Annotated in this window: 25 protein-coding genes and 1 riboswitch; of the genes, 7 read left to right on the top strand and 18 right to left on the bottom strand. The window is 38.5% G+C overall.

Features of this window, described 5'->3' with window-relative positions; genetic code table 11:
• Entirely contained in the window at nucleotides 1-720 is a 720-nt protein-coding gene (locus tag AC1VNJ_RS04755; protein ID WP_482640355.1) for a poly-gamma-glutamate hydrolase family protein, read from the top strand.
• Between the two features lie 61 nt (nucleotides 721-781).
• On the opposite strand, the gene AC1VNJ_RS04750 is transcribed toward AC1VNJ_RS04755, so the two are convergent.
• Together AC1VNJ_RS04750 and pdxR are read right to left on the bottom strand one after the other, a co-directional pair.
• The gene (locus tag AC1VNJ_RS04750; RefSeq protein WP_034270643.1) at nucleotides 782-1,291 is read right to left on the bottom strand and encodes a hypothetical protein; all 510 of its coding nucleotides are present in this window, start codon (nucleotides 1,289-1,291) and stop codon (nucleotides 782-784) included.
• A gap of 22 nt (nucleotides 1,292-1,313) precedes the next feature.
• Entirely contained in the window at nucleotides 1,314-2,723 is a 1,410-nt protein-coding gene (gene pdxR, locus AC1VNJ_RS04745; RefSeq protein ID WP_098626895.1) for a MocR-like pyridoxine biosynthesis transcription factor PdxR, read from the bottom strand.
• A 112-nt stretch (nucleotides 2,724-2,835) separates the two neighbouring features.
• On the opposite strand from pdxR, the gene AC1VNJ_RS04740 reads away from it, so the two are divergent.
• Complete coding sequence (locus AC1VNJ_RS04740) at nucleotides 2,836-3,234, top strand: GNAT family N-acetyltransferase (RefSeq protein WP_482640354.1); 399 nt, start codon at nucleotides 2,836-2,838, stop codon at nucleotides 3,232-3,234.
• A 29-nt stretch (nucleotides 3,235-3,263) separates the two neighbouring features.
• Here the strand turns inward: AC1VNJ_RS04740 and AC1VNJ_RS04735 are convergent, their stop codons facing one another.
• The 4 genes from AC1VNJ_RS04735 to AC1VNJ_RS04720 form a co-directional block, all read right to left on the bottom strand.
• Entirely contained in the window at nucleotides 3,264-4,103 is an 840-nt protein-coding gene (locus AC1VNJ_RS04735) for a GNAT family N-acetyltransferase (RefSeq protein WP_034270652.1), read from the bottom strand.
• A gap of 240 nt (nucleotides 4,104-4,343) precedes the next feature.
• The gene (alaP, locus tag AC1VNJ_RS04730; RefSeq protein ID WP_028415068.1) at nucleotides 4,344-5,747 is read right to left on the bottom strand and encodes an alanine permease AlaP; all 1,404 of its coding nucleotides are present in this window, start codon (nucleotides 5,745-5,747) and stop codon (nucleotides 4,344-4,346) included.
• A 316-nt stretch (nucleotides 5,748-6,063) separates the two neighbouring features.
• On the bottom strand, nucleotides 6,064-6,222 hold the full coding sequence (locus AC1VNJ_RS04725) for a DUF1540 domain-containing protein (RefSeq protein WP_016765258.1): 159 nt from the start codon (nucleotides 6,220-6,222) through the stop codon (nucleotides 6,064-6,066).
• Nucleotides 6,223-6,322: 100 nt separating this feature from the next.
• A complete protein-coding gene (locus tag AC1VNJ_RS04720) occupies nucleotides 6,323-6,667 on the bottom strand; it encodes a hypothetical protein (protein WP_230624677.1) in 345 nt (114 codons plus the stop codon).
• Nucleotides 6,668-6,730: 63 nt separating this feature from the next.
• Nucleotides 6,731-6,832, bottom strand: a riboswitch (SAM riboswitch).
• Between the two features lie 121 nt (nucleotides 6,833-6,953).
• Between AC1VNJ_RS04720 and AC1VNJ_RS04715 the strand changes: the two genes are divergently transcribed.
• Entirely contained in the window at nucleotides 6,954-7,250 is a 297-nt protein-coding gene (locus AC1VNJ_RS04715) for a hypothetical protein (protein ID WP_033579886.1), read from the top strand.
• A 12-nt stretch (nucleotides 7,251-7,262) separates the two neighbouring features.
• On the opposite strand, the gene AC1VNJ_RS04710 is transcribed toward AC1VNJ_RS04715, so the two are convergent.
• The 6 genes from AC1VNJ_RS04710 to AC1VNJ_RS04685 all read right to left on the bottom strand — a co-directional run bounded on the left by AC1VNJ_RS04710 (nucleotide 7,263) and on the right by AC1VNJ_RS04685 (nucleotide 12,967).
• Nucleotides 7,263-7,709 carry a GNAT family N-acetyltransferase gene (locus tag AC1VNJ_RS04710; protein WP_028415070.1) on the bottom strand — a complete coding sequence of 149 codons (447 nt, stop codon included), beginning with the start codon at nucleotides 7,707-7,709 and terminating at the stop codon, nucleotides 7,263-7,265.
• An 81-nt stretch (nucleotides 7,710-7,790) separates the two neighbouring features.
• Nucleotides 7,791-8,231, bottom strand: a complete 441-nt coding sequence (locus tag AC1VNJ_RS04705; RefSeq protein ID WP_028415071.1) for a hypothetical protein — start codon at nucleotides 8,229-8,231, stop codon at nucleotides 7,791-7,793.
• A 107-nt stretch (nucleotides 8,232-8,338) separates the two neighbouring features.
• Nucleotides 8,339-9,328, bottom strand: coding sequence for a glycosyltransferase family 2 protein (locus AC1VNJ_RS04700; protein WP_049166047.1), 990 nt, complete (start codon nucleotides 9,326-9,328; stop codon nucleotides 8,339-8,341).
• Nucleotides 9,329-9,340: 12 nt separating this feature from the next.
• Nucleotides 9,341-11,026: a DUF6044 family protein gene (locus AC1VNJ_RS04695; protein ID WP_155010507.1), complete on the bottom strand. Its 1,686-nt coding sequence runs from the start codon at nucleotides 11,024-11,026 to the stop codon at nucleotides 9,341-9,343.
• 37 nt (nucleotides 11,027-11,063) lie between these two features.
• Complete coding sequence (locus AC1VNJ_RS04690) at nucleotides 11,064-11,483, bottom strand: GtrA family protein (protein ID WP_033579883.1); 420 nt, start codon at nucleotides 11,481-11,483, stop codon at nucleotides 11,064-11,066.
• Between the two features lie 158 nt (nucleotides 11,484-11,641).
• Nucleotides 11,642-12,967: a metallophosphoesterase gene (locus tag AC1VNJ_RS04685; RefSeq protein ID WP_033579882.1), complete on the bottom strand. Its 1,326-nt coding sequence runs from the start codon at nucleotides 12,965-12,967 to the stop codon at nucleotides 11,642-11,644.
• Nucleotides 12,968-13,188: 221 nt separating this feature from the next.
• On the opposite strand from AC1VNJ_RS04685, the gene AC1VNJ_RS04680 reads away from it, so the two are divergent.
• The gene (locus AC1VNJ_RS04680) at nucleotides 13,189-14,574 is read left to right on the top strand and encodes a protoporphyrinogen oxidase (protein ID WP_033579881.1); all 1,386 of its coding nucleotides are present in this window, start codon (nucleotides 13,189-13,191) and stop codon (nucleotides 14,572-14,574) included.
• A 474-nt stretch (nucleotides 14,575-15,048) separates the two neighbouring features.
• Here the strand turns inward: AC1VNJ_RS04680 and AC1VNJ_RS04675 are convergent, their stop codons facing one another.
• From AC1VNJ_RS04675 to AC1VNJ_RS04660, 4 genes are all read right to left on the bottom strand, one after another.
• Entirely contained in the window at nucleotides 15,049-15,900 is an 852-nt protein-coding gene (locus AC1VNJ_RS04675; protein WP_034270678.1) for a VOC family protein, read from the bottom strand.
• A 207-nt stretch (nucleotides 15,901-16,107) separates the two neighbouring features.
• A complete protein-coding gene (locus AC1VNJ_RS04670; RefSeq protein WP_482640353.1) occupies nucleotides 16,108-16,971 on the bottom strand; it encodes an MBL fold metallo-hydrolase in 864 nt (287 codons plus the stop codon).
• 99 nt (nucleotides 16,972-17,070) lie between these two features.
• A complete protein-coding gene (locus AC1VNJ_RS04665; protein ID WP_098626900.1) occupies nucleotides 17,071-17,997 on the bottom strand; it encodes a DMT family transporter in 927 nt (308 codons plus the stop codon).
• Nucleotides 17,994-18,476, bottom strand: coding sequence for a GNAT family N-acetyltransferase (locus AC1VNJ_RS04660; protein ID WP_033579878.1), 483 nt, complete (start codon nucleotides 18,474-18,476; stop codon nucleotides 17,994-17,996). The genes AC1VNJ_RS04665 and AC1VNJ_RS04660 overlap by 4 nt, the downstream gene beginning before the upstream one ends.
• 220 nt (nucleotides 18,477-18,696) lie before the next feature.
• Here AC1VNJ_RS04660 and AC1VNJ_RS04655 point away from each other — a divergent pair, with 220 nt between their 5' ends.
• Nucleotides 18,697-19,317: a LysE family translocator gene (locus AC1VNJ_RS04655; protein ID WP_049166051.1), complete on the top strand. Its 621-nt coding sequence runs from the start codon at nucleotides 18,697-18,699 to the stop codon at nucleotides 19,315-19,317.
• Between the two features lie 275 nt (nucleotides 19,318-19,592).
• Nucleotides 19,593-21,026, top strand: coding sequence for an alanine/glycine:cation symporter family protein (locus AC1VNJ_RS04650; RefSeq protein ID WP_028415081.1), 1,434 nt, complete (start codon nucleotides 19,593-19,595; stop codon nucleotides 21,024-21,026).
• Between the two features lie 61 nt (nucleotides 21,027-21,087).
• Here AC1VNJ_RS04650 and AC1VNJ_RS04645 read toward each other — a convergent pair whose 3' ends face one another.
• Together AC1VNJ_RS04645 and AC1VNJ_RS04640 are read right to left on the bottom strand one after the other, a co-directional pair.
• Entirely contained in the window at nucleotides 21,088-21,540 is a 453-nt protein-coding gene (locus tag AC1VNJ_RS04645) for a CBO0543 family protein (RefSeq protein WP_028415082.1), read from the bottom strand.
• Nucleotides 21,541-21,697: 157 nt separating this feature from the next.
• On the bottom strand, nucleotides 21,698-22,663 hold the full coding sequence (locus tag AC1VNJ_RS04640; RefSeq protein WP_048019912.1) for a bile acid:sodium symporter family protein: 966 nt from the start codon (nucleotides 22,661-22,663) through the stop codon (nucleotides 21,698-21,700).
• A gap of 292 nt (nucleotides 22,664-22,955) precedes the next feature.
• Between AC1VNJ_RS04640 and AC1VNJ_RS04635 the strand changes: the two genes are divergently transcribed.
• Nucleotides 22,956-24,062: a mechanosensitive ion channel family protein gene (locus tag AC1VNJ_RS04635; protein WP_025750169.1), complete on the top strand. Its 1,107-nt coding sequence runs from the start codon at nucleotides 22,956-22,958 to the stop codon at nucleotides 24,060-24,062.
• The last annotated feature ends 16 nt before the right edge of the window (nucleotides 24,063-24,078 follow it).

Below are 24,078 nucleotides of genomic sequence, written 5' to 3'. Positions count from 1 at the left end.
ATGAAGCGTTTATTCAAATGGAGTACAAGCATTTTGCTATGTTTGATGTACTGCTTTTTGATTCCCCCTCCTTCTTATGCAAGCGGTGACTATTACTCTTCCTATGCAGAACTGCAGCAGCACGAAATTTTTCACCAAGACTACGACATTCGCTACGAGCAGCGCTTTAGCTATTTATCCATTATGGCCATTCACGGCGGCGGAATTGAACCAGGTACATCAGAAGTTGCCAAAGAACTCGCTGATCGCTTTTCTGCTTCTTATTATTTATTCGAAGGCATCAAGTCCACTAACAATGGAGTTCTGCACATAACCTCAGAAAACTTTGACGAACCGATTGCTAGAGGAATGGCTCAGCAAAGCATGTCCGTTTTGACGATTCACGGCTACAGCGGCAGTCAGCCTATCATGTATATAGGTGGGAAAAATCAGCTTTATAAAGAGCTGATGAAGCAATCACTGCGCAAAAACGGCTTTACCGTCCGTGACGCTCCTTCTGACATAGCGGGAACAAGCGAACAAAACATTGTGAACGATAATCTGCTAAAAGCCGGAGTGCAGCTTGAACTCACAGCCGAACTAAGAAAATCATTTTTCGCAAACCATGACTGGTCGAGAAACAACCGCATGAATGTAACACCGCTTTTTTATACATTTGTTACTTCCTTACAAGAAGCATCTTCTTCCTATCAAACTTTCCTTTACCTTCAAGTTCACTAATTTATCGACTCTTCCCTTATTCCTTGATTTCCAGACAAAAAAACCAGCGCAGTCTGTGTAATCAAACGCGCTGGTTTTTATCTATTTCTCTCGCTAAAATAGATCGTTTAAAGCCTTTTTGCTCAAAAAATTCTTTGATTTCACTTGGACTTTGATAAGAAAGTCTAATCACATAGTAGTTAATATATTCAATCCAAGCAAACGCGTAAAGGCCTAGAAAAAAAGCAAGTCCCTTAACCCCTAACTGCATATAGTGGTAAATGAGTACACCTAAACCTAACGTAAGAAGAATTTTATTCATTTTTTTAAAAAGCAGAAACAACTGAATGTAGCTGGAGGGCAAATGAGAATCTTCTTTTCGGCTCACCCGCCTCCATTTCATAAACCAGTACAAGCTTCCTTGAAACAGGATAAACTCAAGTATAATAAAAGCATACACACTTGAAAACGTTGTTAAATAAAAAGCCAGATGAGAAAACTCATTTAAGTACCCTATCCACAGCGCAGCAAACAGTAAAGCTGCCGTAAGCTCTCCTGTCCATAAACCAAACAATTTTCGCTTTACTTTCATAGAAATCCCCCCAGCGTACCTCTCAATCCTGCTGTTCAAACCAAGCTTTAAACAGCAGGTTTACACCTGTTTTTATTTCTCCATCAGACAGTCCTGCAAATCCAAGCAATACATAAGGCGTGTTGTTTTCACCCGCACTATGATAATAAATAGATGTTGGATAAATCGTTACCCCTTGTTTGGCAGCTGCTTCAATTAGTTTCTGTTCACTCATTCCTTTTTTTACCTTAAGAAGAATATGCAAGCCAGAATGTTCTCCAATAACATCTACACGTTCTCCCATAATAGTAGTCAAACAATCTAGCAGCAGCGCTTGTTTTTTACGGTATGCTGTTCTCATTTTATTCAAGTGACGTTCCCAGTGCCCTTCTTTCATAAACAGAAAAAGCGTATGCTGATGAAGCCTTGAAACAGGCTGTTTAAAAAGTCCACAGTGTTTCATATAACTTGTAAGAAGCCGGTGTGGCAGCACGGCATAACTTATTCGAAGAGAAGGCATCAACGATTTTGAAAACGTACCCGTATAAATAACGCGATCGTCTTGATCTAATCCTTGAAGGGCCGGAATCGGTTTTCCTTTATAGCGAAATTCTCCGTCATAGTCATCCTCTATGATATAGCCATTCGTTTCTGCCGCCCACTCTAATAGTTCAAGTCTTCTTGCTATCGGCATGACCATCCCAACAGGAAATTGATGAGACGGCGTAATGTACACCGCATCCGCTCCGCTTTCTTTCAGTTCCTTCACTTTCAAGCCAGAACTATCAAGAGAAATAGGGACGACCGACATGCCTTGTTCTTGAAAAACGTGCCTCGTTCGGTGAAAGCCTGGGTTTTCGAACCCAATTATCTTTTCTTTTCCTAGAATGACAGAAAGCAGCCACATGAGGTACTGTGTACCTGCACCTATCACAATTTGCTCCGCTGTGCAGCGCACTCCTCTTGAATGATAAAGATACGCTGCAATTTCTTGACGAAGAAGCAGTTCGCCCTGTGGATGTCCGCTATAAAAAAGCTGGCTTTCATCATGATAAATTGTTTGAACCGTTAGCTTTTTCCACGTGTTATACGGAAATTTTTCTACGTCTACCTTTCCATGGCTAAAGTCAATGACAGTTGATTTCCCTTCTTCTTGCGGTAAAGAGACATAGGCGGGAGGCTGTTTTTGAAGCACGACTTCATTTTTTATCTCTTTTACAAATGCTCCTTTCCTGGCTAGTATCTCGATATAGCCTTCAGCTTCTAACTGTACATAAGCCGCTTCAACCGTATTTTGGCTAATGCTTAAATGAAGAGCTAACTTTCGTTTAGAAGGCAGTTTTTCATGAGGCGGAATGGTGCCTTTTTGAATTTGTTTTTTTATGTAAGTATAAAGCTGCATGTATAAGGGATCTGCTTTTCTTTTATCGAGCAAAGGCATTAACTCTAACATGATGTTCTTTCCTTTCTAACTGACACTATTAAATTTACTGTTTCTGACACTTATTCTCAATTCAGATTCTTCATATACTGGACTATATCTTATAAATCAAGGAGATGACACAATGACCATTACTTACAAAACCAACGTCTCAATCCGTGCCGAACAAGCTGCTGAAGTGTTTGTACATTCAGGTATTAAACGTCCGGCACAAGATCTTGATCGAATTCAAAGAATGCTTGATCATTCTTCCCTTACCATTACCGCTTGGAAAGACAGCGAACTCATTGGCATAGCCAGAGCGTTAACAGATTTTAGCTACTGCTGCTATTTATCGGATTTAGCTGTCGTAAAAGACTATCAAAATCAAGGAATCGGCACACAGCTCATCAAGCACGTTCAATCAGAAATCGGTGAAGAAGCCGCGCTCATTTTACTTTCCGCTCCTTCTGCAATGAACTACTATCCAAAAGTCGGCTTTCATCAGATTGATAATGGGTTTAAAATTGGGAGAATTCGGTAGACGCGAAGAAACGAGCTTCTCCTTTCTTTTTATCCAAACGCCTGAGCTGCTATAGCAAAAAGGTTGCCCTGTCTAGCAGATAGGGAATTGACGCCATACGCCATAACAGGAGGCTCATTTTGAAGCTGAAATCCGTGATTTTCCACAAGTTTCTTTAACGTTTCCTCATGAGAAGACAGGTCAATTCTCAGCTTTTCTTTGTAACTCTTCGCTAGTTCATCAATGACTAGCATTGCTGCTTCAGCGTGTGGAGCAACTACGGGGCCAATCACGATATTGCTCGGGGTACGAACCGCTAAACCATAACCCATTATTTTATTTTGTTCGTTTTGTAAGACAACTGCTTTTTCAGCTTGCTGAATTCTACTTTTTAAAAATAGCTTTCTATTATCTCCAAATGCTGCTTCATCAAGCTTTAAAACCTCTTTGAAGTCCCTTCTCGTTAAGGATCGTGTATAAAACCCTGAAGCTTTAAATGCTCTTGGTATGTATTCACTGCTTATATATTTACTTACATAGTCCACGGTTTTGAACCCTGCTTTTTTATATAAGTGCTCACCTTCTTTTGTCGCAATTAAGTAGGCATTCACCTCAGGAGAAAGAATTTGCAAACAGTGCTTCATGAGCTGCCCGGCTAACCCTTGTTTTCGATAATCTTTTCTCACAATTACCATTCCTATAAAAGCTGACTGATTTTCATATAAAACTACTGCTACGCTTGATACAATGTCACCTTTCTCATTTCTATGTCCAAATACGTCTCCAGTTGAAAAAATCGTATGTAAATCCGCTTCGCTATAATCCCATTTTTCCAACTTAGATAGCACTAGCAAACCCTTTATGTCTTTTTCACTAAATCTTTCTATCATTTCTGCCTATTTCCTCCCAACTTTTCGATGCACTGTGTGGCGTTAAAAAACGTAAAACTACCATACTTATCCACTTCCAATTGCCATTTAATCATTAATGAATTCTCTAACTAAATAGTACAGAATAAATAGAATATTTTCTACATTATTCATATGTATCAATAATCCCTTCAAAAAAACTAATCATTCGCACATAAACTAATGAAAAAAGACCTCTTTCCAAGAAAGAGGTCTTTTCGTTTACTTCACTAGCTTTTGCTCAGTCCCAGCTGAACCTTGACTTCGTTTATGAAATCCTTTTGCGTAGTACGCGATAATAAGACCGATAAACCATAGTGGTCCGATAACAACTGCAATTCTTGTATCTGGATTGTACGCCATAAGAACAACCACCAGCGCTAGGAACGCAAGTGACACATAAGACGTTAACGGAAATAAAGGCATTTTGTATTTTAACTTTGCCTCTTCACCTTTTTTTAGCGTTTTGCGATACTTAATTTGAGAAAGCAAAATAATTCCCCATGTCCAAATCGCACCGAATGTTGCAATGCTTGTTACCCACGTAAATACTTTGGCAGGCACAATGTAGTTTAACGCTACTCCGACTAATAACGCACCTGCTGATGCTAAAACAGCTTTTCCAGGTACGCCGCCTTTTGTCAGCTGACCGTATCCTTTTGGCGCTTCTCCGTGCTCTGCTAAGTTAAACAGCATACGGCCTGTACTAAAAATACCGCTGTTACAAGAAGAAAGAGCTGCTGTTAGCACCACAAAGTTAATAATGCCTGCCGCTGCTGGAATCCCGATTTTTTCAAATGTTAATACAAACGGGCTTCCCTGTGAACCAATTTCTTGCCAAGGATAAATCGACATAATGACAAATAATGCACCAACGTAGAAAATAAGAATACGCCAAAAGACCGAATCAATCGCTCTTGCTAGAGATTTTTCTGGATTTTTCACTTCTCCCGCGGTAACGCCGATCATTTCAATTCCTAAATATGCAAACATAACCATTTGCAGCGACAGTAAAATACCTTTGAATCCGTTCGGGAACAGCCCGCCGTTGTCCCATAAGTTTTTAATACCCGTCGCAACGCCGCCGTTCCCGATTCCAAACACAATCATTAATAATCCAACGGCAATCATTAACACAATCGCTAAAATTTTAATAAGTGCAAACCAAAATTCCAGTTCACCATATGCCTTAACAGCTAAGAAGTTAACTGTTGTCATGATAACAAGCGCCGATAACGCCCAAATCCAGTTTGGTACATCCGGATACCAATATCCCATATAAATACCAACGGCTGTAATTTCAGCCATACATGTTACAACCCATAAAAACCAGTAGTTCCAACCTGTTAGATAACCAGCAAGGGGCCCTAAATAGTCGCGCGCGTACTTGCTGAATGAACCTGCAACAGGTTTTTGAATCGCCATTTCTCCAAGTGCTCTCATAATAAAAAACATAATCATTCCGCTAAATCCATACGCCAATAATATTCCCGGCCCTGCTAATTTAATAGCAGATGCAGATCCAAGAAACAGCCCTACCCCTATGGCTGCTCCTAAGGACATCAGCGTCACATGTCTTTCTTCTAACCCGCGTTTCAATTCTTTCCCCTGAGTTTTCCCCTGCATAAACGTCTCCCCTTTTTCCAATCTGTCAAAACGAGATGAATACAGCTTTTTTGTTAGCGCTTTCATATAAATTTATGCTAAAAGTCAGCTAGGCTGTATATTTTTATTCTATCACCTTTCTCTCGTTTTTCTTTTGTCGAAAAACAAAAAAATTATCGTATCATTTTGTTTAAACGCACAATTAGACGTAGACACTGCTTTTTTACTATGTATTTATTATCGCACCTAAGTAATAGTATTTTTTAAAAAATAGAAAAACGCCGACTCAACTCCGTCAGCGCATCGTTCATTTTATGCTTTTTTATAAAACTAGCAGTTATCTCGCGGGTTCAAAAGTTTTACAGCCAGGTTCTTCCGTTTCAGAAACATGGTGACTACTTTCAGGACTCACAACGTAAATGGACTCTGCACTGCATTTATTTCCCGATTTCCAATACATGCACTCATTCACTTCACATAATACACCTTGGGCCACTGTTATCCCTCCTTTTTTTGTCTTATCTATTTACTACCCGAAATAGAACGCTTCTAACATTTACATGCAAAAAAACCGCTTGTTTATCAAGCGGATCCTTTTACTGCGTGTGTTCAACATACTGTTTTTTAGCTAAATATAATTCACGACTCAGCGTGATCCGCCGTTCTCTCAAGTTCCTTAATTTAACTTGAAACTGTTCATTAGTTGGCTCTTCTTGAATTAAGCGATACGTAAAAGAAATATCTTCATTTAACTGTTTAAAATCTTCCCATATTTCTTGAACGAGTGCGGATTGTTTGTCTTCAAATGAACGATTTTGCTTCGTTTTTAGCGCGGCTAAAATTTCCTGCTGCCACGTTTCGTCTTTTAGTTCTTTTGCTAACAAGTATAGATCTAAATAATCATCAACGCTTAGCGCCTGTTGTGTATTTTTCAATGTCATCACCTTTTCTATACGAAATGTTTCTTCCTAAGAAGAGGATTTCATCATAGAAAAAGATTCCTCTTCTTATCTGTCAGAGCTAGGCTATGCTGGAATTAGCACCATTCAATAATTGTGGTTGCTGAGGCTTCAAAGGGCCAGTCCCTCCACCTCTCTAGATAAGAATATTTCGTTTTTAAATTATTTCTGACTATTCTAATATGTTTTATATGTTATGTCAATAGCTTTTCAATAAAAAGAAAAAAGAAGTAAAATATGGTATGCTTTCATAAAGGATGGTGAGCACATGAAACGATATATGTTATCTGCTTTTTTGGGAAGCTTGCTGCTGCTTCTCAGCATTGCTTTTTCATCTACTTTCCATATTGCAATTGTCAAAACAACCGGAAGCATTGGAGGGATTATTTTAGCAGCAGCGGCTTTGATTATGAACGCACTTGAAGATCCCCCCTCCTCAGATCATACAGGTAGAGGAGCTGTTGAAGTACTAGATAAAGGCGCTGTTTGGGCTACTTATTTACTTTTACTTTCATTACCGAACCTCATCGCATGTATAACATCTTATGTTTTATGGACTCGCTGACATTCACCAACATTACGGACGTTTTGCCACCTGTAGGCTCATTGATATTTGTTTATCTACAAATCCAAGTTCACGGTACACATGCTGTGCAAAATTCCCAGCATGAACGCTGAGTCTGATTTCAGGGTATCCTTTGATAGACAATTCATCAATTGCTTTTTGCATTAACGGCTTGGCTAGACCTTGCCCGCGGTATTCTGGTAAAACATATAACTCGTAGATAAAGCCAATTTCTGCTTTTGAAAAGAAGTCGGCAGATGGACCGACAAAAACCCAGCCTGCAAGTTTATTTTCTTGTCTAGATACTAAATAATAACACCCTTTTTCAAGGGCATTATCAATTAGTTCATTTACGCGTTCAGTTGACGGTTGAAACTGATGCGTTGTTCCTTCAAACAGCGCATCAGCAGATTTCGTCCGAATTTCCTGTATTTCTTCTTCAGTAGCTTTTGCAATCATCACAATCTCTCCTTTCGTGTTCGTTTTCCACATACAGAGATAAATTCCTGCAAAAAAAAGTCTTCGCCTAAGCGAAGACTTTTATTTAAATTCAAAATGTTCTTGATGGTTGCCTTGTTCATCCGTCCAGTTAATCATGATGTCTAAGCCTGCCGCTTTTCCAGGAACAGCAAAATTGGCATAGCGAAAACGCTGACCGCTTTTGCTTAAGTTAGACCTTTCAATAGGAGAAAACAAGCTGTATTTCGCCTTATTTTTTCCTTCGTGCCGAAAAGCTTGGACCTGCACACGCTCTACGTCTTTTCCAATGTTTTCAACGGTTAATCCATATGTATGATAGACGTTATTTTTCCACTTTAGCTGATTATCTCCCGTCATGCTCGCTTTTGTCAGTTCGACCGACCATTGTTCAGATGATTTCTTCATTGGAAGTTTCTCAATCGAAAGAGCGCTGACATGAATGGTTGCAAAAGCAAGCCAAACAAAACAAAAAGTGCTGACTGTATAAAGTAGTCTTTTCATAGATTTTGATCTCCTTAGAAATTTTAGTAGTAGCATCTCCTATTACCTTAAAAATTATGATAAACACTTTAACAAAAAAGCCTCTCCATTCAGGAGAAGCTTCTTAATTAATGCATCAGCAAATCTTTTTGTGTGTCTAACGAGTGTTTTGTATATAAATCTCTTTCAATCGCATATTTAGGACGCTGTTTCACTTCGTTGAAAATCTTGCCAATGTATTCTCCGACAAGACCTATTCCCATTAGCTGCAGGCCGCCTACAAGCCAAATTGATAAAATAAGAGACGTCCAGCCAATTTGTGTATGATCTAAATATTTTTGAATCAGCGCATAAATGCCAAACAAAATACTAAAGAGAAACGAAGCTCCTCCAAGCAGCGTCAGTAAGCGTATAGGTGCTACGCTAAAAGACGTAATCCCGTCAAATGCAAAAGCGAGCATTTTCTTTAGCGGATATTTTGACTCACCCGCCGTCCGTTCTTTGCGGTCATATGTGACTTCCGTGGAGCGAAATCCTACTAATGGTACAAGGCCCCGCAAAAAGACGTTTCCTTCTTTATATTTCATGAGTTCACCAAGAGCACGTTTGCTCATAAGGCGAAAATCAGCGTGATTTTGAACGAGCTGAATTCCTAGCTTGTTCATAAAACGATAAAACCCTACTGCCGTGGTTCGTTTGAAAAATGTATCGGTTTCTCTGCTGTCTCGAACGCCATATACAACTTCATACCCAAGCCAATATTTCTCTACAAAAGTACGAATGACGCTGATATCATCTTGCAAATCCGCGTCAATGGAAATGACGCAGTCAGATTGCTTATGAGCTACTTCTAGTCCTGCAAGCAAAGCATTTTGATGTCCTACATTTCGCGCTAACTTTAACCCTTTTACAAACAAATTGCTGCAGCTTTCTTTTTCAATAAGCGACCACGTGCTGTCTTTACTTCCATCGTCTACAAATAAAATGGTGCTTTCACTTGATACAAGTCGTTCATTAATTAGTTCTTTTACTACAGTAGTTAATTGAAAAGACGTCTCTGTGAATACTTCTTCTTCGTTGTAGCATGGAACCACGATCGTTAAAATAGGTCTGTTCATGTTATTGCCCCCTTACTTTGCTTCATATACATACACTTTCCAAGCGGACTGTTTATCGTTAAATGCTTTTAAAAAGTGCAAACCGTCGCTTTCAGCATTTTCAATTGGCACAGCTGAAAAAATATAGCGACCGCCCATTTTCTTAAATTGGCTGATATTAAGCTGCAAATGACGGATTTTTTTCGTTGAGTCTTTTCGGTAATCATATTTTTTCCCTAGCTCGCTAACAAACACATAGCAGCGATTGCCCCAATGATCATAGTAGCTTTCTAGTTTTTTATTTTTATCAAGCTCTTTGGCAATAATTTTGCGAAACTCATGTTTATATGTTAATGGATAGAAGTTGTTATACGTATCTAGCGTATAAAAGCCGTTATACTGAGCAATTGATGGATGAAGCCCTATGCTCGCTACGCGATAAGATGATTTAGGTTTTCCAATATATCTGCTTATTTCATCAAATTGATGCACAGCATAAAATTCTTTGACTGAAGGCTCGTGATTGTAGCGATAGTAAAGTTCAGGATTTGCTATAAATAACACAAGCAGCTGTAAAATCAAACATGCCCACACAAACTTTTTCCACGCCTTGCTCCTTTTCCATAAAACATAGCTGCCAACGGCAAACATCAAATAAATAATGAGCGGGCGTAAAAAGTGAAATCTAGCAAAGTTGAACGTATTAAAAAGCTGATATTTTTCTTTTAGCGGCTCCCAACCTTTATAAAACCAAAACGCATACCAAATCGACAGTAGTAGATTAAGAATAAATAACTGCAAAAACGTTTTTTCAAGCTTTTCCTTGCGATTTCGAGCAACAAACCACAATACGACAAAAGAAAGCGGTAAAATGACAAAAGTATGAAGCGTCATTACATGCGTATGCCCGAGCGTATAGTTCTTCAAAGCAAGGCGAACGGAATGTCCAAAGCTTAGAGTAGAGCTCAAAAATTCATTTCGACTCGTCGGGGCCTCCGGAAATAAAAGCGAATCAACAAGTCGGTATTCAATGAGCAGAAAGACAGCAGTCATCGCTGCAATACTGCTTAAAAAAGGAATATTCCACGCTCGTTTTTTTACTACGTCTCTTAGCCATAGCAGCCCCATCGCTGCTAAAAAGAAGAAAAACCCGAGCACAAAGCTCGCGTAAAACGGGAGCAGTAAAAGTGTAAGCCATTCCTTCCACGTTCCTTCGCGGTTTCGAATGGTTAAAAACGCCCACAGCGCCAGCGGCTGTCCTAATGTACTCAGCATGCCCGAAGGCCAAAATGGCGTAAGTGCAAAAGCAAGCGATACAAGCACTCGAATCGCATACGCATCCTTGCTTTTAATAAAATGCTTTTTTAATAATAAATACATTCCAATTAAAGCAAATACGCGCGTGATCGTTTGACTCAGGCTGTATGCAAGCATGGTCGGGAATACACCATACAGCCACTGGATACCGCTAAATTCTGTTCCAAACGTATTCCTCGGCAATCCGTTAATAATTTGAGGTAATACGGCATGACTGGAGCCAAACAGCTCTCCGCTTCGATGCAGAACTTTATACCACGTAATATTTGAGTCTAAATTATCATGCACGCGTATATGTGAATTTTCCCCAAGCAAAAACATAGGAGATACATACGCAAGCAGCAAAAGGAAAGCGATAATAAGCAATGTTTTTTCTTTATTCATAGCTGTTTCTTTCTTCATCTGTTAACACCTATTTCCATTTCATAATGACTAAAAGCTAATCGTGGACGACTGCTTCTTTTTTTGTATTAAATACAAAGTATTTTTGACCCGTATAATTTAAAAGCGTATACAGACCTGTTCCAATTAATATACCGACGTCTTTTTTGAACGGATGCACCGCAACAGGAAGTTGATGCAATAACCAGCTGGAGAACTGCAGTCCAATATAGTAAGACAAGCCGTAGCAAATGCCAATAACTAAAATAAAACGCAGTATGCTTTTTGATAAATGAACTCCGCTTTTAAACGTAAATATTCGATTTAACACGTAGCTGACGACTGCCCCCGCTGCATTGCCAACGAACGTCGCTATCCAGTAATGATGAAAGATATGAAGCAACACATACATAATGGAGAGACCTACTGCTGTATTGACCAGTCCCACTACTAAAAAACGTACAAAAGATCCTTTCATATAAACTCCTTTTGATTTTGATACTTTCATAAAAATTACATATTATGACTTTAAATACAGTTTCAGTGTAGCAACTCCACTTAAAAATCTAATGAAAATAACATTAAAAACAGATGAAAAAAAGCTAAAAGAATCAATAAAAATCAGGATTCTTTCAGCTATTTAGTAGAGCCTTCAATCATTAATTTTTGATCGCTTTGATTATCAAACGCATCCACTGCCGCTACTTCTATTTGATACGCAGTATGAGGCTGCAAACCGGATAACGGAAGACTTAAAACATCCGGAACAGGATCGCTGTAATATTGAGAAAATGCATTATATGTTTTGACCACTTTTCCAGTTTCTTTATTTTTGACGGTAATGCGATAAGAATGAACCATCAGATTATCCACCGCTTGCGTAAACTGGATATAAAGCTGATTTGCTGAAGCTTTTTCTTGTATAACAGAAATAGTAGAGCTTGGAAGAAAAATCGGTTTTACTAAATCTCGCTCATTCGTGTAGTGAAATTTTTTTGTATCTGCAGGTATGTCAATTTCCCACGCTTCTCCCGTCCACTTATTTGCGTGAAAATCCCGCCTTTTAACGACTACTTTTCGATTATAAACCTCTACAAGAAGACCTTGACTCACATCTCGGTAGCCAGGAGGAAGTTCACCTTGTAAATATCCAGCACCAGGCCATATATACCGAACAGAAGACGTTGCAAGAGAGGTGAAATCTCTTTGAAAAATAGTACGAGGGTCGTCCAACGGATGGTGGGTATGACCAGAAAACGTAATGACCTGCGGATAAGGTTTTAACGTATTGTAAAGAAGCTGTTCATTCACTTCTATCCCCCATCTGTTTTTCCCGTACAATGTATTGTTAATAGGCTGATGAATAAAGACAAAAATCGGTTTTTTAGGATCGTCTCGCTTTGCTATCTTCAACTGTTCAGCAAGCCAGTTAATTTGTTTGATTGAATAATCACCGGCGGTCAGACGGCTTTCTGTTCCAAGCATGATAAAATGATATCCTTTTATCACTTGATGAAAGTAAAGAGACTTCATTTTGGTTTTAGATAAAAAACGCTGCTGCGCTTGCTGATTGGTTACACTGTCCCGGTATTCATGGTTGCCAATTGTAAAAAGAGACACGGCCTGCGACTGTTTATTTTGATTATAAATAGAAAAAAAGCGATCGTATTCTTTTAACGCGCCTGTGTCGGCCAAATCTCCTACGACTACAAATGCATCTTGTTTCGGTGCCTGTTCATTTAATTGCGTTAATGCATGTTGAAAAGTACGCAAATCAAGCGTTCCTGTTTCCTTAATATGAACATCACTGATCACAGGAAAAACTAGCTTTGGTTCGATGTATCCGCTTCGTCCGCTCTTCTCTTCAGCTCGTACATTTAAGGTAATCCCGCATATAAGAACACTTATTAATACTAAAGCGAGCCAGTCTTTTTTCAGCGTTTCCATAAAACCGCCGAGCATGATGCTTCCTCCTTCCTTCACTGCTGCGTCTCAGTCATTTTCTCTACGTGTATGAGCTTTTATTTTATGTAATTTCAAAATATCTAATCGTATAGTTTCAATATTTCTTTTCGTGTTTGCATACACTATGTTCACAATCAATTCATTACACTTTTCCTAGTCATAGTGGTATGATTTTCGTATATTACAGACTAATTGTTGAAAATGTAGGAGTGAATATTTTGAAAACGGTCGCTGTTATTGGAGGAGGAATTACGGGCTTAACCACTCTGTACTATTTGCAGAAACTAAAACGAGAACGTAATCTTCCGCTTAAATTATTATTACTAGAGAAACATCCCCATCTAGGAGGGAAAATCAATACGCGTGAAGCTGGGGAATTTATTATGGAAACAGGGGCGGATTCTATTGTGGCTCGAAAAGAAAACGTTATGCCTCTGCTAGAAGAGCTGTACTTAACAAACGATTTAGTCTATAACGAAACGGGCAAATCATTTATTTACTCTGCTAATGAGCTGCTTCCAATTCCTGAAGATACCATGTTCGGTATTCCAACAAGCGTGGAATCTCTTTTTAAAAGCGAGCTGATTTCTTCAAAAGCGAAAATTACAGCTTTAAAAGACTTAATTACTAAAAATACAACGTTTACGAAAGACAGCTCGATTGGACTCTTTTTAAAACATTTTTTAGGAGAAGAGCTAGTAGAAAAGCAAATTGCACCTATTTTATCGGGCGTCTACTCTGGCGATTTAGACAAGCTCACGATTTCTTCAACTCTCCCGTATCTGCTCGACTACAAAAACACGTACGGCAGCATCATCAAAGGAATGGGCGCCAATGAAAAAAAATTTAAAACGGCAGGAAATAAAAAATTCATTTCGTTTAAACAAGGTTTATCAACGATTATTCACCGCTTAGAAGAAGAGCTTTCTGATGTAACGATTTTAAAAGATACGCCAACCACCAGTATAAAACGGAACGGTGAACGCTACCAAATCAGTACGCCGGGGCAAGCCCATTCAGCGGATTACGTGGTGTTAGCTACACCGCACACGGCTGCTCAGCACCTGTTGAACGATCCCGAATTAAACGAAGACTTTGAGCAGTTAAAAGATTCTTCTCTCATTAGCGTGTACATCGGCTATGACGTTCCAGACGAATACCTTCCCGCTGAAGGCACCGGGTTTATTGCTTCTCAATCAAGCAACTTAATCGCCAATGCCTGCACGTGGACGAGCAAAAAATGGGCTCACACCTCTAAGCGAGGGAATTTGTTAGTTCGCCTGTTTTATAAAAGCACGAGTCACCACTTTGACAGCCTGCGGACGATGTCAAAAGAAGAGCTGCTAGCAGTGGCACAAAAGGACATTAAAAACAGCTTAGGGATCAAAGAGCAGCCCATTGAAAGCGACGTAACAAATTGGGATAAATTGATGCCTACCTATCACCTTAAACACGGTGAACTCGTACGCAGCTTGACTCAAAAATTGTATGACAAGCACCCCGCTATTACATTAGCCGGCTGTTCTTACTATGGAGTGGGGATTGCAGCGTGTATAACAAACGGCAAACAAACGGCCGAAGCTATCTCTCAACAGTTGACTTAAACAAGGTTTGAAAACAATAAAAGGCCTGAAAATAAATATATTATTTTCAGGCCTTTTATTACCTTTTCGTTAGCATATAAAGCTACTTTCCTTACTATTAACAACTCTTTTATCGCTTTTCTTTTTGCAAAGCAGCAGTAGCAAACAATACAAGATAGCGCTCGTCTGAAGTTAATCTAAGCCAATGTTTCACTTTATATCTCACAGGTTTCCGCTCCCTTCCTTCAAGGTTTTATATGGAAAGACTTTATATAAAGATTTAATAATGATAAGAAATGATGCTTGATATGTATTTTATTCCCACGCACGCTTGTTTACAAACTTTTTTAAGCATAAGACTCTTCGTTTATTTCCCTGAAAATAACACTATTTTCGCCATTATCATCTTACTATTTGAGAAAAAAGTGTACATTTCTTGCCTATTTTGACGAACATTGCGATAAATAAAAGCTGCCAACTGCGGCAGCTTTTATGTTAAAGGACTAATCTAATTATATTTCCTGATGGATCTTTTGTGATGAAATCTTGGTTTTCTTTAGACACAGCTGCTCCAATTTCACGAAGCTGATTTATTGCCTGCTCCCTTGCTTCTTCATCTGGAAAAACAAGTGTAAATGAGTCCAAACCAACGCTGTTTTCAAGAGGACTAGGCGCTCCAATTCCATTCCAAACGTTTAGTCCGATATGATGATGATAGCGCCCAGTTGAAATAAACAAGGCTTGATTATGGTAATTGCTGACAACCTCAAAACCTAATCCATTTCGATAAAAGTTTTCCGTTTGCTCTAATTCAGAAACGTGAAGGTGAATATGTCCCATTAAGGTAGCTGAAGGTAATCCTGTCCATGGTTTACCGTTTCCTTCAGATAATATCGCTTCTGCGTCTAAAGGTTTTGTAGCCATTACTACTTCACTGTCGTTCCATTCCCATGTACTTGACGGACGATCTCGATAAATCTCTATGCCGTTTCCATCTGGATCTGCCAAGTACAGCGCTTCACTCACTAGATGATCAGACGCCCCTTGAAGCGGATAACCGCTATTTAACAGATGCTGCAGAATACTTCCTAAATCAGAACGAGTCGGCAACAATAGAGCAAAATGATATAAGCCTGTTGTACGAGGCTGTTTTGCTGTAACGTTTTCCGGCTGTTCAATCGATAAAAGCGCCGTGCGTCCATCAGCTGTTAACAAGGCTTTGTTCTCTTTTCTCCCTAAAAGTTTAAACCCGATTATTTGCTGATAAAAAGCAAGTGAACGCTCTAAATTTTCTACTTTTAAATTTACTTTCCCAACAAATACATGGGGTGCACGGTGAAAGTTCATGATTATTTCTCCTTTTAAATAGATCATTTTTTAATTAACTTACTTTATGTAACTTATTATATTTTTATAACTTTGTTTCGTCAAGTTATTTATTTTACTATCATAACTTAAAACTCATATCACAGCATAACCAATTAAATAAGCCCGCCTGCTCATAATATAGTATGAACAGGCGGGCTTACTTACCATTAGGCTATGCATAAACTATCAAAATAGTTCTCTGCTTTTACGTTTGACATTTCCATTAACAAAATACTGTATTCTCTCTTTTTGCTCATTTGTTGGCTTCTTATACGTTTCACATTCAAACTGAAAACATGCTTTTTCTAAATCGACTTCATTTCCTACAATTTCTCCAATCGCACTCAATTGGTTTAAATCTCTCCAAAGTTCCTCAGAAGTTTCAGGGTCAAAATGAGATGAAAGATAATACTGCGCATCATATTTTTTAAGTTCTCTCTGAATCCGCTCAAGGTCTTCTTTATCATAACTCCAGTCACCGCTATAAAAATCTGGACATAGACAATCACCTAAAAACAGTACTTTTTCTTTTGGGACGTAGACAACGGACGAGTCCTGCGCGTGTACCCCTCCAATATGCTGAATGCAACAAGTGATTCCACCTAGGTCAACTTCCATATGATGATGAAACGTTACGTCCGGCTCCCGTAAAATTAACGTCTCTCGACACGGCATTTCTTTCTTTATCATATCCCGGCAAAATTCGATTTCCTCCCCTTCCTGGACGCGTTTATCCAAGGAATCATCGTCCCAGCGCAGTGTCTTTAAATAGGCCAGCTTTTTCTTCGTCAAATGATGGCTGATTGTATATTTGTTCATTGCATGAATGCCAAATGTATGATCCCAGTGCCAATGCGTAATAGCTACTCCTTTGATTGGAGGGGCTCCCATTTTTTCCACTTCTTCTAAAAATGATGATGCATGCGCAGGAGAATTCCCAGCATCTACGAGGAAACTATACTTCTCCCCGCATATAAGCCCGAGCACCGGCCGATCCGTTTCTTCAGAATGAGGAAAGTAATAAACGTGGTCCGTTAGTTTTTTCAGCATATTTACACCTGCTTTATGTAGTTTAATAAAAACCTCTTTACTAAATGGTAAATAATGATAAGTAAACTGTATCATACTCGGTGCTGCTTGCCTATCCCATTAGCTGATATTCGACTTTTCTTGAAAAGCTATAACTTTTTCGGGCTCTGCTGCTTTGTACTTTAAGAAGATCATCACACTAATCATCACAATCATTCCTCCCGCTAGCTGAGAAATGGTTGTCATTTCTCCAAGCAAGAAATAGGCGAGAATGATGGCACCAATTGGCTCGCCTAAAATAGCCATCGAAATCGTTGTAGCACCTACATACTTTAACAGCCAGTTAAATAAGGCGTGACCAAAAATATTAGGAATAAGCGCTAAAAGCAAAAAGATCCACCAATCCTTTGTGTCATACTGAGTCAGCGATACGTTTGTACAAATATTGTAGACAAATAGAACCAGTCCACCGATTAAAAAAACGGCGAAGCTATAGAAGATTGGAGGCATTTTCCTGCATAGATCTTGCCCCGCCAGCATATGAACAGAAACGGCCACTGTACCTAAAACAGAAAGTAAGTCTCCGTAAAGAGCCGTTTTAGATACTCCGATATCGCCCGATGCGATAATCACCGAGCCGCTAACAGCCATTAAAATACTGATGACTCCTACTTTGCTTGTTTTTTCTTTAAATAAAAAATAAGCTCCAATCACTACGAAGACCGGCTCGAGCGCAGTCAAAATCATAGCGCTAGCAACTGTTGTATGTGAAAAAGATTCCATCCAAAACAGAAAGTGAAGCCCTAAAAACACGCCTGATACAGCTAGCATTAGCCATTCTTTTACCGTGCTGTTTTTAAAAAGAATTTTCATTTTTCTCCATGGTAAAAACGGTAAAAATAAAAGGACGGTAAACAGCAGTCTATACATTCCTAAAATAGAAGCAGGCGCATCCGACCATTTAATTAAAATAGAAGAAAAGGAAACGGCTAATACACCGATTAAAAGAAAGACAGGAGGCGGTAAAGGAAGAGTTAATTTATTCATGCCATTACTCCTTTTAGAATCTCTTTTTTCATATTTACTACGGGAATATTCACTCCCCCTCTATGTACGATTTCTTTTTCCTCTATGTAAAAGCCGATTGATTCATATAAAGCTATATTACGAGAAACACTCATTCTCACCTTGCATGATAAACTTTCCTTACCACACTCTTTGGCGTATGTTTCTAACCATTGAATAAGCCGTTTAGCCAGTCCTTTTCCTTGAAAAGCAGGAATAACAGACAGACGGTAAAAATATAAGCTCGTTTCTTCTAGCGTAAAGCGCGCCATCGCTACGGGCTTATTTTCGACGTATAAAATGACAGCTTCTTTTCCATGCTTTAACGATTGCATAATAGATTCCGTTGTTTCATCAAGAGCACTGGAAGGTGGGACAGAATCGCGATAGACGGAGAAGGCTTGCAGCATAAGATCGTGAACTGTAGCAGCGTCCTCCGGCTGTGCTAAACAGTAGTTCATAAATTTTACCTTCTTTCTATAAAAATTAAGTATATCGAATTATTATACAACACCACCTATTTTTTTCCTACACCTTTTATTGATTTTTATTAAGGAGAATAACCTCTTTTTACGCTCTTATACCTTCTTAGCTTTACTCCATTAAACCATTAATTCATTAGCACACACTCTTGAGAACTTTTTGTCGAAATGGTTAAAATTCTGTTGGGAGGGAATTATCATGACATTTTCTTGGCTTATACCTTACATAGCCGTGTCACTTATCATTGTCTTAATACCAGGACAAGACATGATTTTTGTAATGACACAAAGTATTGCTTCAGGCGTCAAAGCAGGCATCAAAACCGTACTGGGATCCATTACGGGAACATTTGTACATACTCTTTTAGCCGCAGTGGGGCTATCTATTATCTTTCAAAAATCAATTATTGCCTTTACGATTCTAAAGGTTGTAGGTGTTCTGTACCTTCTGTTTTTAGCCTACCAATCGTTTCGCGAAAAAAGCGGTCCGTTGGAATTAACAGAAAACGTTCAGCACCACCATCACTTTAGAAAAGGATTTGTTAGCAACTTAACCAATCCAAAAGTAGCTATTTTCTTCATTACGTTCTTACCGCAGTTTGTTAATTCGTCTCTTGGACATGTAAGTTTGCAGATGATTTTGTTTGGGATCATCTTTATCGCCGAAACGCTCATCATCTTTTCACTTATTGCGCTATTTGCTTCTGGCCTTGGGAAAAAAGTCAAAAGAAGCCGTATCTTTCAGCACACATTAAAATATGTAAAAGGAACCGTTTTTGGGGTACTTGGCCTAAAACTTTTATTTTCTAGCAACAATTAAGTAAAACAAAATGAAATTTCTTTCATCCCTGCTGTTATCACCTTTTCATACCCGCTTCATTTGTCATATCACCCTATTTTTCCATGTGAGGTTAGTTGACAAAAGACCAAAATTATTATTTTATATATATAAGGTTCAGATTTAGCAACAAGATTCGACAAGGATAATGAAGAAAAACAGCGGGGAAATAGGGAGATCTATCTAAATAGAGGGAAAATTCTATAAATTCACGTTTTTTATTATTATTCTACTATAATTCATGAAGAGGTGAAACTATGCAAGAAGTAGTTCAAGGTTTTGTTAGTTCAATCAACGAATTTCTTTGGTCCTACTTACTGATTGCGATGCTGATTGCATTTGGTTTGTTTTTTACATTCAGGTCAAAGTTTTTACAAATTCGGTTATTAAGAGAAATGATTCGTGTATTAAAAGAAGGTGCGGACAGCTCTTCTAAAGACGGAATTTCGCCATTCCAAGCGTTTTGTATCAGTATGGCAGCCCGCGTTGGTACGGGGAATATTACAGGTATTGCGATTGCGATCGCTTTAGGGGGACCTGGTGCTGTATTTTGGATGTGGGTACTTGCCGTTATTGGTTCAGCTTCAGCATTTGTCGAAAGTACGTTAGCACAAATATACAAAGTAAAAGACAAAGACGGCGGCTTCCGAGGCGGACCGGCTTACTATATGGAAAAAGGGTTAAAAAAGCGCTGGATGGGCGGACTGTTTGCTGTCTTAATCACTTTATCCTTCGGCTTAATTTTTAATGCTGTACAATCAAACACGATTACCCTTGCGTTTGAAAATGCGTTCGGAACGAATCGTCTAGTGTTAGGAATTATTATGACAGTGGCTTTCGCTGCCATTATTTTTGGCGGAGTTAAGCGTATTGCAAAAATGTCAGAATACATTGTTGTGGTACTAGCTGTTGCCTACATTGCAGTAGCACTCTTCATTATTATTATGAACATTCAAGAAATGCCCTCTCTTATTGCGTTAATCGTTAAAAATGCATTTGGTTTCGAGCAAATTGCTGGCGGTTCTCTTGGAGCAGCTCTTATGCAAGGAATTAAACGCGGATTATTCTCAAACGAAGCGGGTATGGGTAGTGCGCCAAACGCAGCCGCAGCTGCAACAACAAGCCACCCGGTAAAACAAGGATTAATTCAAGCCTTTGGTGTATTAACGGATACGCTTATTATTTGTAGTAGTACTGCCTTTATCATTTTACTTTCAGGTGCTTATACAAATAAAAATTTAAGCGGTATTGAATTAACACAAGCTGCTTTAAGCACTCATATTGGTTCTTGGGCAACAGGTGCTCTTGCAATTATGATTTTCCTATTTGCGTTTAGTACATTAATTGGTAACTACTACTACGGAGAAACAAATATTGAGTTCTTGAACACAAATAAAGCTTGGCTGATGACTTATCGTGTTGCTGTGCTTGCAATGATCGTGTTCGGTTCTATTTCTCAAATTCAGCTTGTATGGGACTTAGCAGACCTGTTTATGGGCTTTATGGTAGTAGTCAACTTAATCGCAATTCTCCTGCTCTCGAAAGTAGCCTTTGCCGCACTCAAAGATTATCTTGCCCAAAAGAAAGCTGGAAAAGACCCTGTCTTCTATCAAGACAGCATTTCTGGACTTGATAATATTGATGCATGGGATCATTCAAAAGATAAATCTAGCTCGAAAGAAGCGATCTAATAAAAAAAGCCGTGAATATTCACGGCTTTTTTTATTGTGCAAATTTACTTCTTTTTTTCTTCTAGTGAAGCAGTCTAAGACTAACCAAATACCTATAGTATAAATAAATTACGCTGTACGGAATCCAGTAGGAAAAAAATGTCCAGCCGAGATTCCATCCGTTTCCGTATATAACTCTTTCCATATACATATACGTTCCTTCTAAAAATGTTGTAAACAGCGCTATAAGAAAAATAAAAAAATGAGGCTTTCCGATTCGCTGGATTAAAAAAATCATATAGCTGGCCAATACAGGATAAACACCTAAATTAAAAGGCAGCGCTTCTAATGCTTCATTTTCTAAAGAAGTCCGGAGTTTCCAAAAGCCATAATAGCTCCCTAATTCATTGATAACGATTGCTAAAATGCAAAAAGCAGTTCCTACTAAAGGCAGTAAACGACGATTTCTAGGATGTAAATAGAGGGTGCCAAAAATCCAAGGTAAAACAAACGCCAGCGCTATATTGATAAGCAAAAATATCCGACCTTTTTCTTTCTAGTATGCCACACCGCACCTTTTTCTAATCATCTCATTATCTTGAACGCAGCAAGTGTAAAAGTATCTTATCTCTGATCGTTAAAACAGAGTGCTTACTTTATGATTACTGTGGTTCGTCCCTTGCTTTTTTCATTTATTTTAATGAAGCAAATTCAGCGTCTTTTTTCTGGTAATAGTTTTGAACTAAACGCCCTGATAAAGCAGCTAATACCTGCTGAAATAACATCCCTAATACGACCGGTACAGCAACGGGAGCTGGAAAATAAGATACGGCTAATACGGCTCCGGCGCTAATATTTCTCATGCCTCCGCAAAACGTAAGCGTCACAACTTTTGCTCGGTCCCATCTTAGCCATTTGCCAATCATCCAGCTGAAGAAATAACCAGCTGAACTCATTAAAAAGACGATCACGATAATAAACAGCAGTTTTTTATCAATATGTTTTAAATAAGGTGCAATCACTCCCCCGTTTACCATAACCATCACACTTAACCCTATTTTCGAAACAGGTGCCAGCTTTGGTCCTAAGGTCTGCTTAATTGTTCCTTTTGTATATTGATTTAAGCACATGCCTAACAGAGATGGAAGGACAATCATAAAACATAAATCTTTGACTAACTTTAGCGCTTCCAAATGCACAGTGTCTCCAACCACCAATAAAAGCGTATAAGGAACGATAAGCGGTGCTAAAAGAGTATCAATTAAAATAATGGATAGTGCAAGAGGAATGCTTCCTTTGTAAATCGAGACCCATATAAAACTAGTCACTCCCGTTGGAATAATTGCTGCTAGCAAAAGACCCGTGCTTGTAAATACATCATGTGGAAAAATCACTTGGCCAACGCTCCAAGCCCATGCTGGCATAAAAATATGTAAAACAAACAGAGCCATAATGATTGGAAATGGACGGTGTATCGTGGCATTTAACTGGTGAAAGTTTGAATTCAAACTTCCGGCAAACGTCATTAATGCAAAAAGCCATGGAATTAAGAAGGTATACTGACTTAATGATGAACCGATAAGAACTCCTATGAGCAAGCTGACCGGCGTAATAAACGGCATCAATTTTTCTAGCATTCTATTTAATTGACTTAACAAAGCTTTCTCCCTCCAACGAACGTTTTAAATAAATAATAAGATAAATTAATGTTTATAATATCACCTATTTATTATACAACTTATTTTCAGACTATTGTCTGTCTCTTTTACTAAAAAGAGATATATTCATAATTATCACTTAAATAGATTTACAGGTATTTTTGTGCTATTTTAATAGGGAAGAAGCTTTTAAAAAGCATGAATTTAGGGTAAAGAACACTCTACATAGGAATGCTTTCAATTGACGGATATAAATGGACTGTAGCACAGTTTTGGTAACTAGGAGGATTGTATGGATTTTTTGAAGTCTCTATCATCATTAGATGATTGGAAAAAAATCGTGATTGCGATTGGGATCTTTTTGATCTTTTTAATTCTTCGCAAGCTTTTCACGACTTATTTGTTTAAGTTTATTATTGGTTTTGTCAAAAATAAAAAAATCAATTTAATTACGAGCGTTTTAGAAGCTTTTGAAAAGCCGCTGCGCTGGATTTTTGTGATTATTGGTTTCAAGCTTGCTCTTCCCTATCTTCCCTTTGATGTTTTAACAGCCGACACGGAAAGACATTTAGTTCGTTCAGCTTCTGTTGGCCTTGCAGGATGGGGCTTGTATAATTTAGCTGCTTCTACCAATTTATTTTTTGCAACGTTTGCCAAAAATTTTGATATCCAAGTGGATCGAATCATTATTCCTTTTATTGAAAAGTTTATCCGCATCGTTGTTGTTATGCTTTCTATCTCCATCATCGCAGAAGAATGGGGTTTTAACGTAAACGGCTTTGTAGCGGGTCTTGGCTTAGGTGGTCTTGCTTTTGCCCTAGCCGCAAAAGACACCGTTAGTAATTTATTCGGCGGAATCGTAATTATTACTGAAAAGCCTTTTACCATTGGAGATTGGATTAAAACACCAAGTGTTGAAGGCGTTGTAGAAGATATTACATTTCGAAGCACCAAAGTTCGAACGTTCGCTCAAGCAGTCGTAACGGTTCCAAATGCTACTCTTTCTAATGAACCTATTATTAACTGGGCTAAAATGGGGAAACGTCAAATTGCCTTTCATTTAAACTTGAATTATAATACACCAAAAGAAAAGTTAGAAACCGTAGTGGCAAGAATTAAAAAGATGCTGACTGAGCACGAAGAAATTCACAATGAAACGATTCTTGTAAATTTTGACGGTTTCTATGAATCTAGTTTAAATATCTATCTGTATTTCTTTACAAATACAACCGTTTTTGCTGATTACTTAGATGTAAAAGAAAATATAAACTTCGAAATTATGGACATTCTTGAAGAAGAAGGCGTAGAATTTGCTTTCCCTACGCGCACACTCATCGTTGAGCAGGACGGAAAGCTTTCTGGCAATCCAAAAGAATTTCTAGAAAGTGCTCGAAGCTAAAAAAAGCTGACTTAGT

This window comes from Priestia sp. 3CA3, from assembly GCF_056836725.1.
Note: the sequence above shows the minus strand (reverse complement) of the source record. Positions and strands in the feature narration are given on the sequence as shown.

What these genes read in the sequence shown, in the direction of transcription:
- AC1VNJ_RS04755 (WP_482640355.1), top strand. Translation starts at nt 1, where the DNA reads ATGAAGCGTTTATTCAAATGGAGTACAAGCATTTTGCTATGTTTGATG.
- AC1VNJ_RS04750 (WP_034270643.1), bottom strand. Translation starts at nt 1,291, where the DNA reads ATGAAAGTAAAGCGAAAATTGTTTGGTTTATGGACAGGAGAGCTTACG.
- pdxR (WP_098626895.1), bottom strand. Translation starts at nt 2,723, where the DNA reads ATGTTAGAGTTAATGCCTTTGCTCGATAAAAGAAAAGCAGATCCCTTA.
- AC1VNJ_RS04740 (WP_482640354.1), top strand. Translation starts at nt 2,836, where the DNA reads ATGACCATTACTTACAAAACCAACGTCTCAATCCGTGCCGAACAAGCT.
- AC1VNJ_RS04735 (WP_034270652.1), bottom strand. Translation starts at nt 4,103, where the DNA reads ATGATAGAAAGATTTAGTGAAAAAGACATAAAGGGTTTGCTAGTGCTA.
- alaP (WP_028415068.1), bottom strand. Translation starts at nt 5,747, where the DNA reads ATGCAGGGGAAAACTCAGGGGAAAGAATTGAAACGCGGGTTAGAAGAA.
- AC1VNJ_RS04720 (WP_230624677.1), bottom strand. Translation starts at nt 6,667, where the DNA reads ATGACATTGAAAAATACACAACAGGCGCTAAGCGTTGATGATTATTTA.
- AC1VNJ_RS04715 (WP_033579886.1), top strand. Translation starts at nt 6,954, where the DNA reads ATGAAACGATATATGTTATCTGCTTTTTTGGGAAGCTTGCTGCTGCTT.
- AC1VNJ_RS04710 (WP_028415070.1), bottom strand. Translation starts at nt 7,709, where the DNA reads ATGATTGCAAAAGCTACTGAAGAAGAAATACAGGAAATTCGGACGAAA.
- AC1VNJ_RS04705 (WP_028415071.1), bottom strand. Translation starts at nt 8,231, where the DNA reads ATGAAAAGACTACTTTATACAGTCAGCACTTTTTGTTTTGTTTGGCTT.
- AC1VNJ_RS04700 (WP_049166047.1), bottom strand. Translation starts at nt 9,328, where the DNA reads ATGAACAGACCTATTTTAACGATCGTGGTTCCATGCTACAACGAAGAA.
- AC1VNJ_RS04695 (WP_155010507.1), bottom strand. Translation starts at nt 11,026, where the DNA reads ATGAAGAAAGAAACAGCTATGAATAAAGAAAAAACATTGCTTATTATC.
- AC1VNJ_RS04690 (WP_033579883.1), bottom strand. Translation starts at nt 11,483, where the DNA reads ATGAAAGGATCTTTTGTACGTTTTTTAGTAGTGGGACTGGTCAATACA.
- AC1VNJ_RS04685 (WP_033579882.1), bottom strand. Translation starts at nt 12,967, where the DNA reads ATGCTCGGCGGTTTTATGGAAACGCTGAAAAAAGACTGGCTCGCTTTA.
- AC1VNJ_RS04675 (WP_034270678.1), bottom strand. Translation starts at nt 15,900, where the DNA reads ATGAACTTTCACCGTGCACCCCATGTATTTGTTGGGAAAGTAAATTTA.
- AC1VNJ_RS04670 (WP_482640353.1), bottom strand. Translation starts at nt 16,971, where the DNA reads ATGCTGAAAAAACTAACGGACCACGTTTATTACTTTCCTCATTCTGAA.
- AC1VNJ_RS04665 (WP_098626900.1), bottom strand. Translation starts at nt 17,997, where the DNA reads ATGAATAAATTAACTCTTCCTTTACCGCCTCCTGTCTTTCTTTTAATC.
- AC1VNJ_RS04660 (WP_033579878.1), bottom strand. Translation starts at nt 18,476, where the DNA reads ATGAACTACTGTTTAGCACAGCCGGAGGACGCTGCTACAGTTCACGAT.
- AC1VNJ_RS04655 (WP_049166051.1), top strand. Translation starts at nt 18,697, where the DNA reads ATGACATTTTCTTGGCTTATACCTTACATAGCCGTGTCACTTATCATT.
- AC1VNJ_RS04650 (WP_028415081.1), top strand. Translation starts at nt 19,593, where the DNA reads ATGCAAGAAGTAGTTCAAGGTTTTGTTAGTTCAATCAACGAATTTCTT.
- AC1VNJ_RS04635 (WP_025750169.1), top strand. Translation starts at nt 22,956, where the DNA reads ATGGATTTTTTGAAGTCTCTATCATCATTAGATGATTGGAAAAAAATC.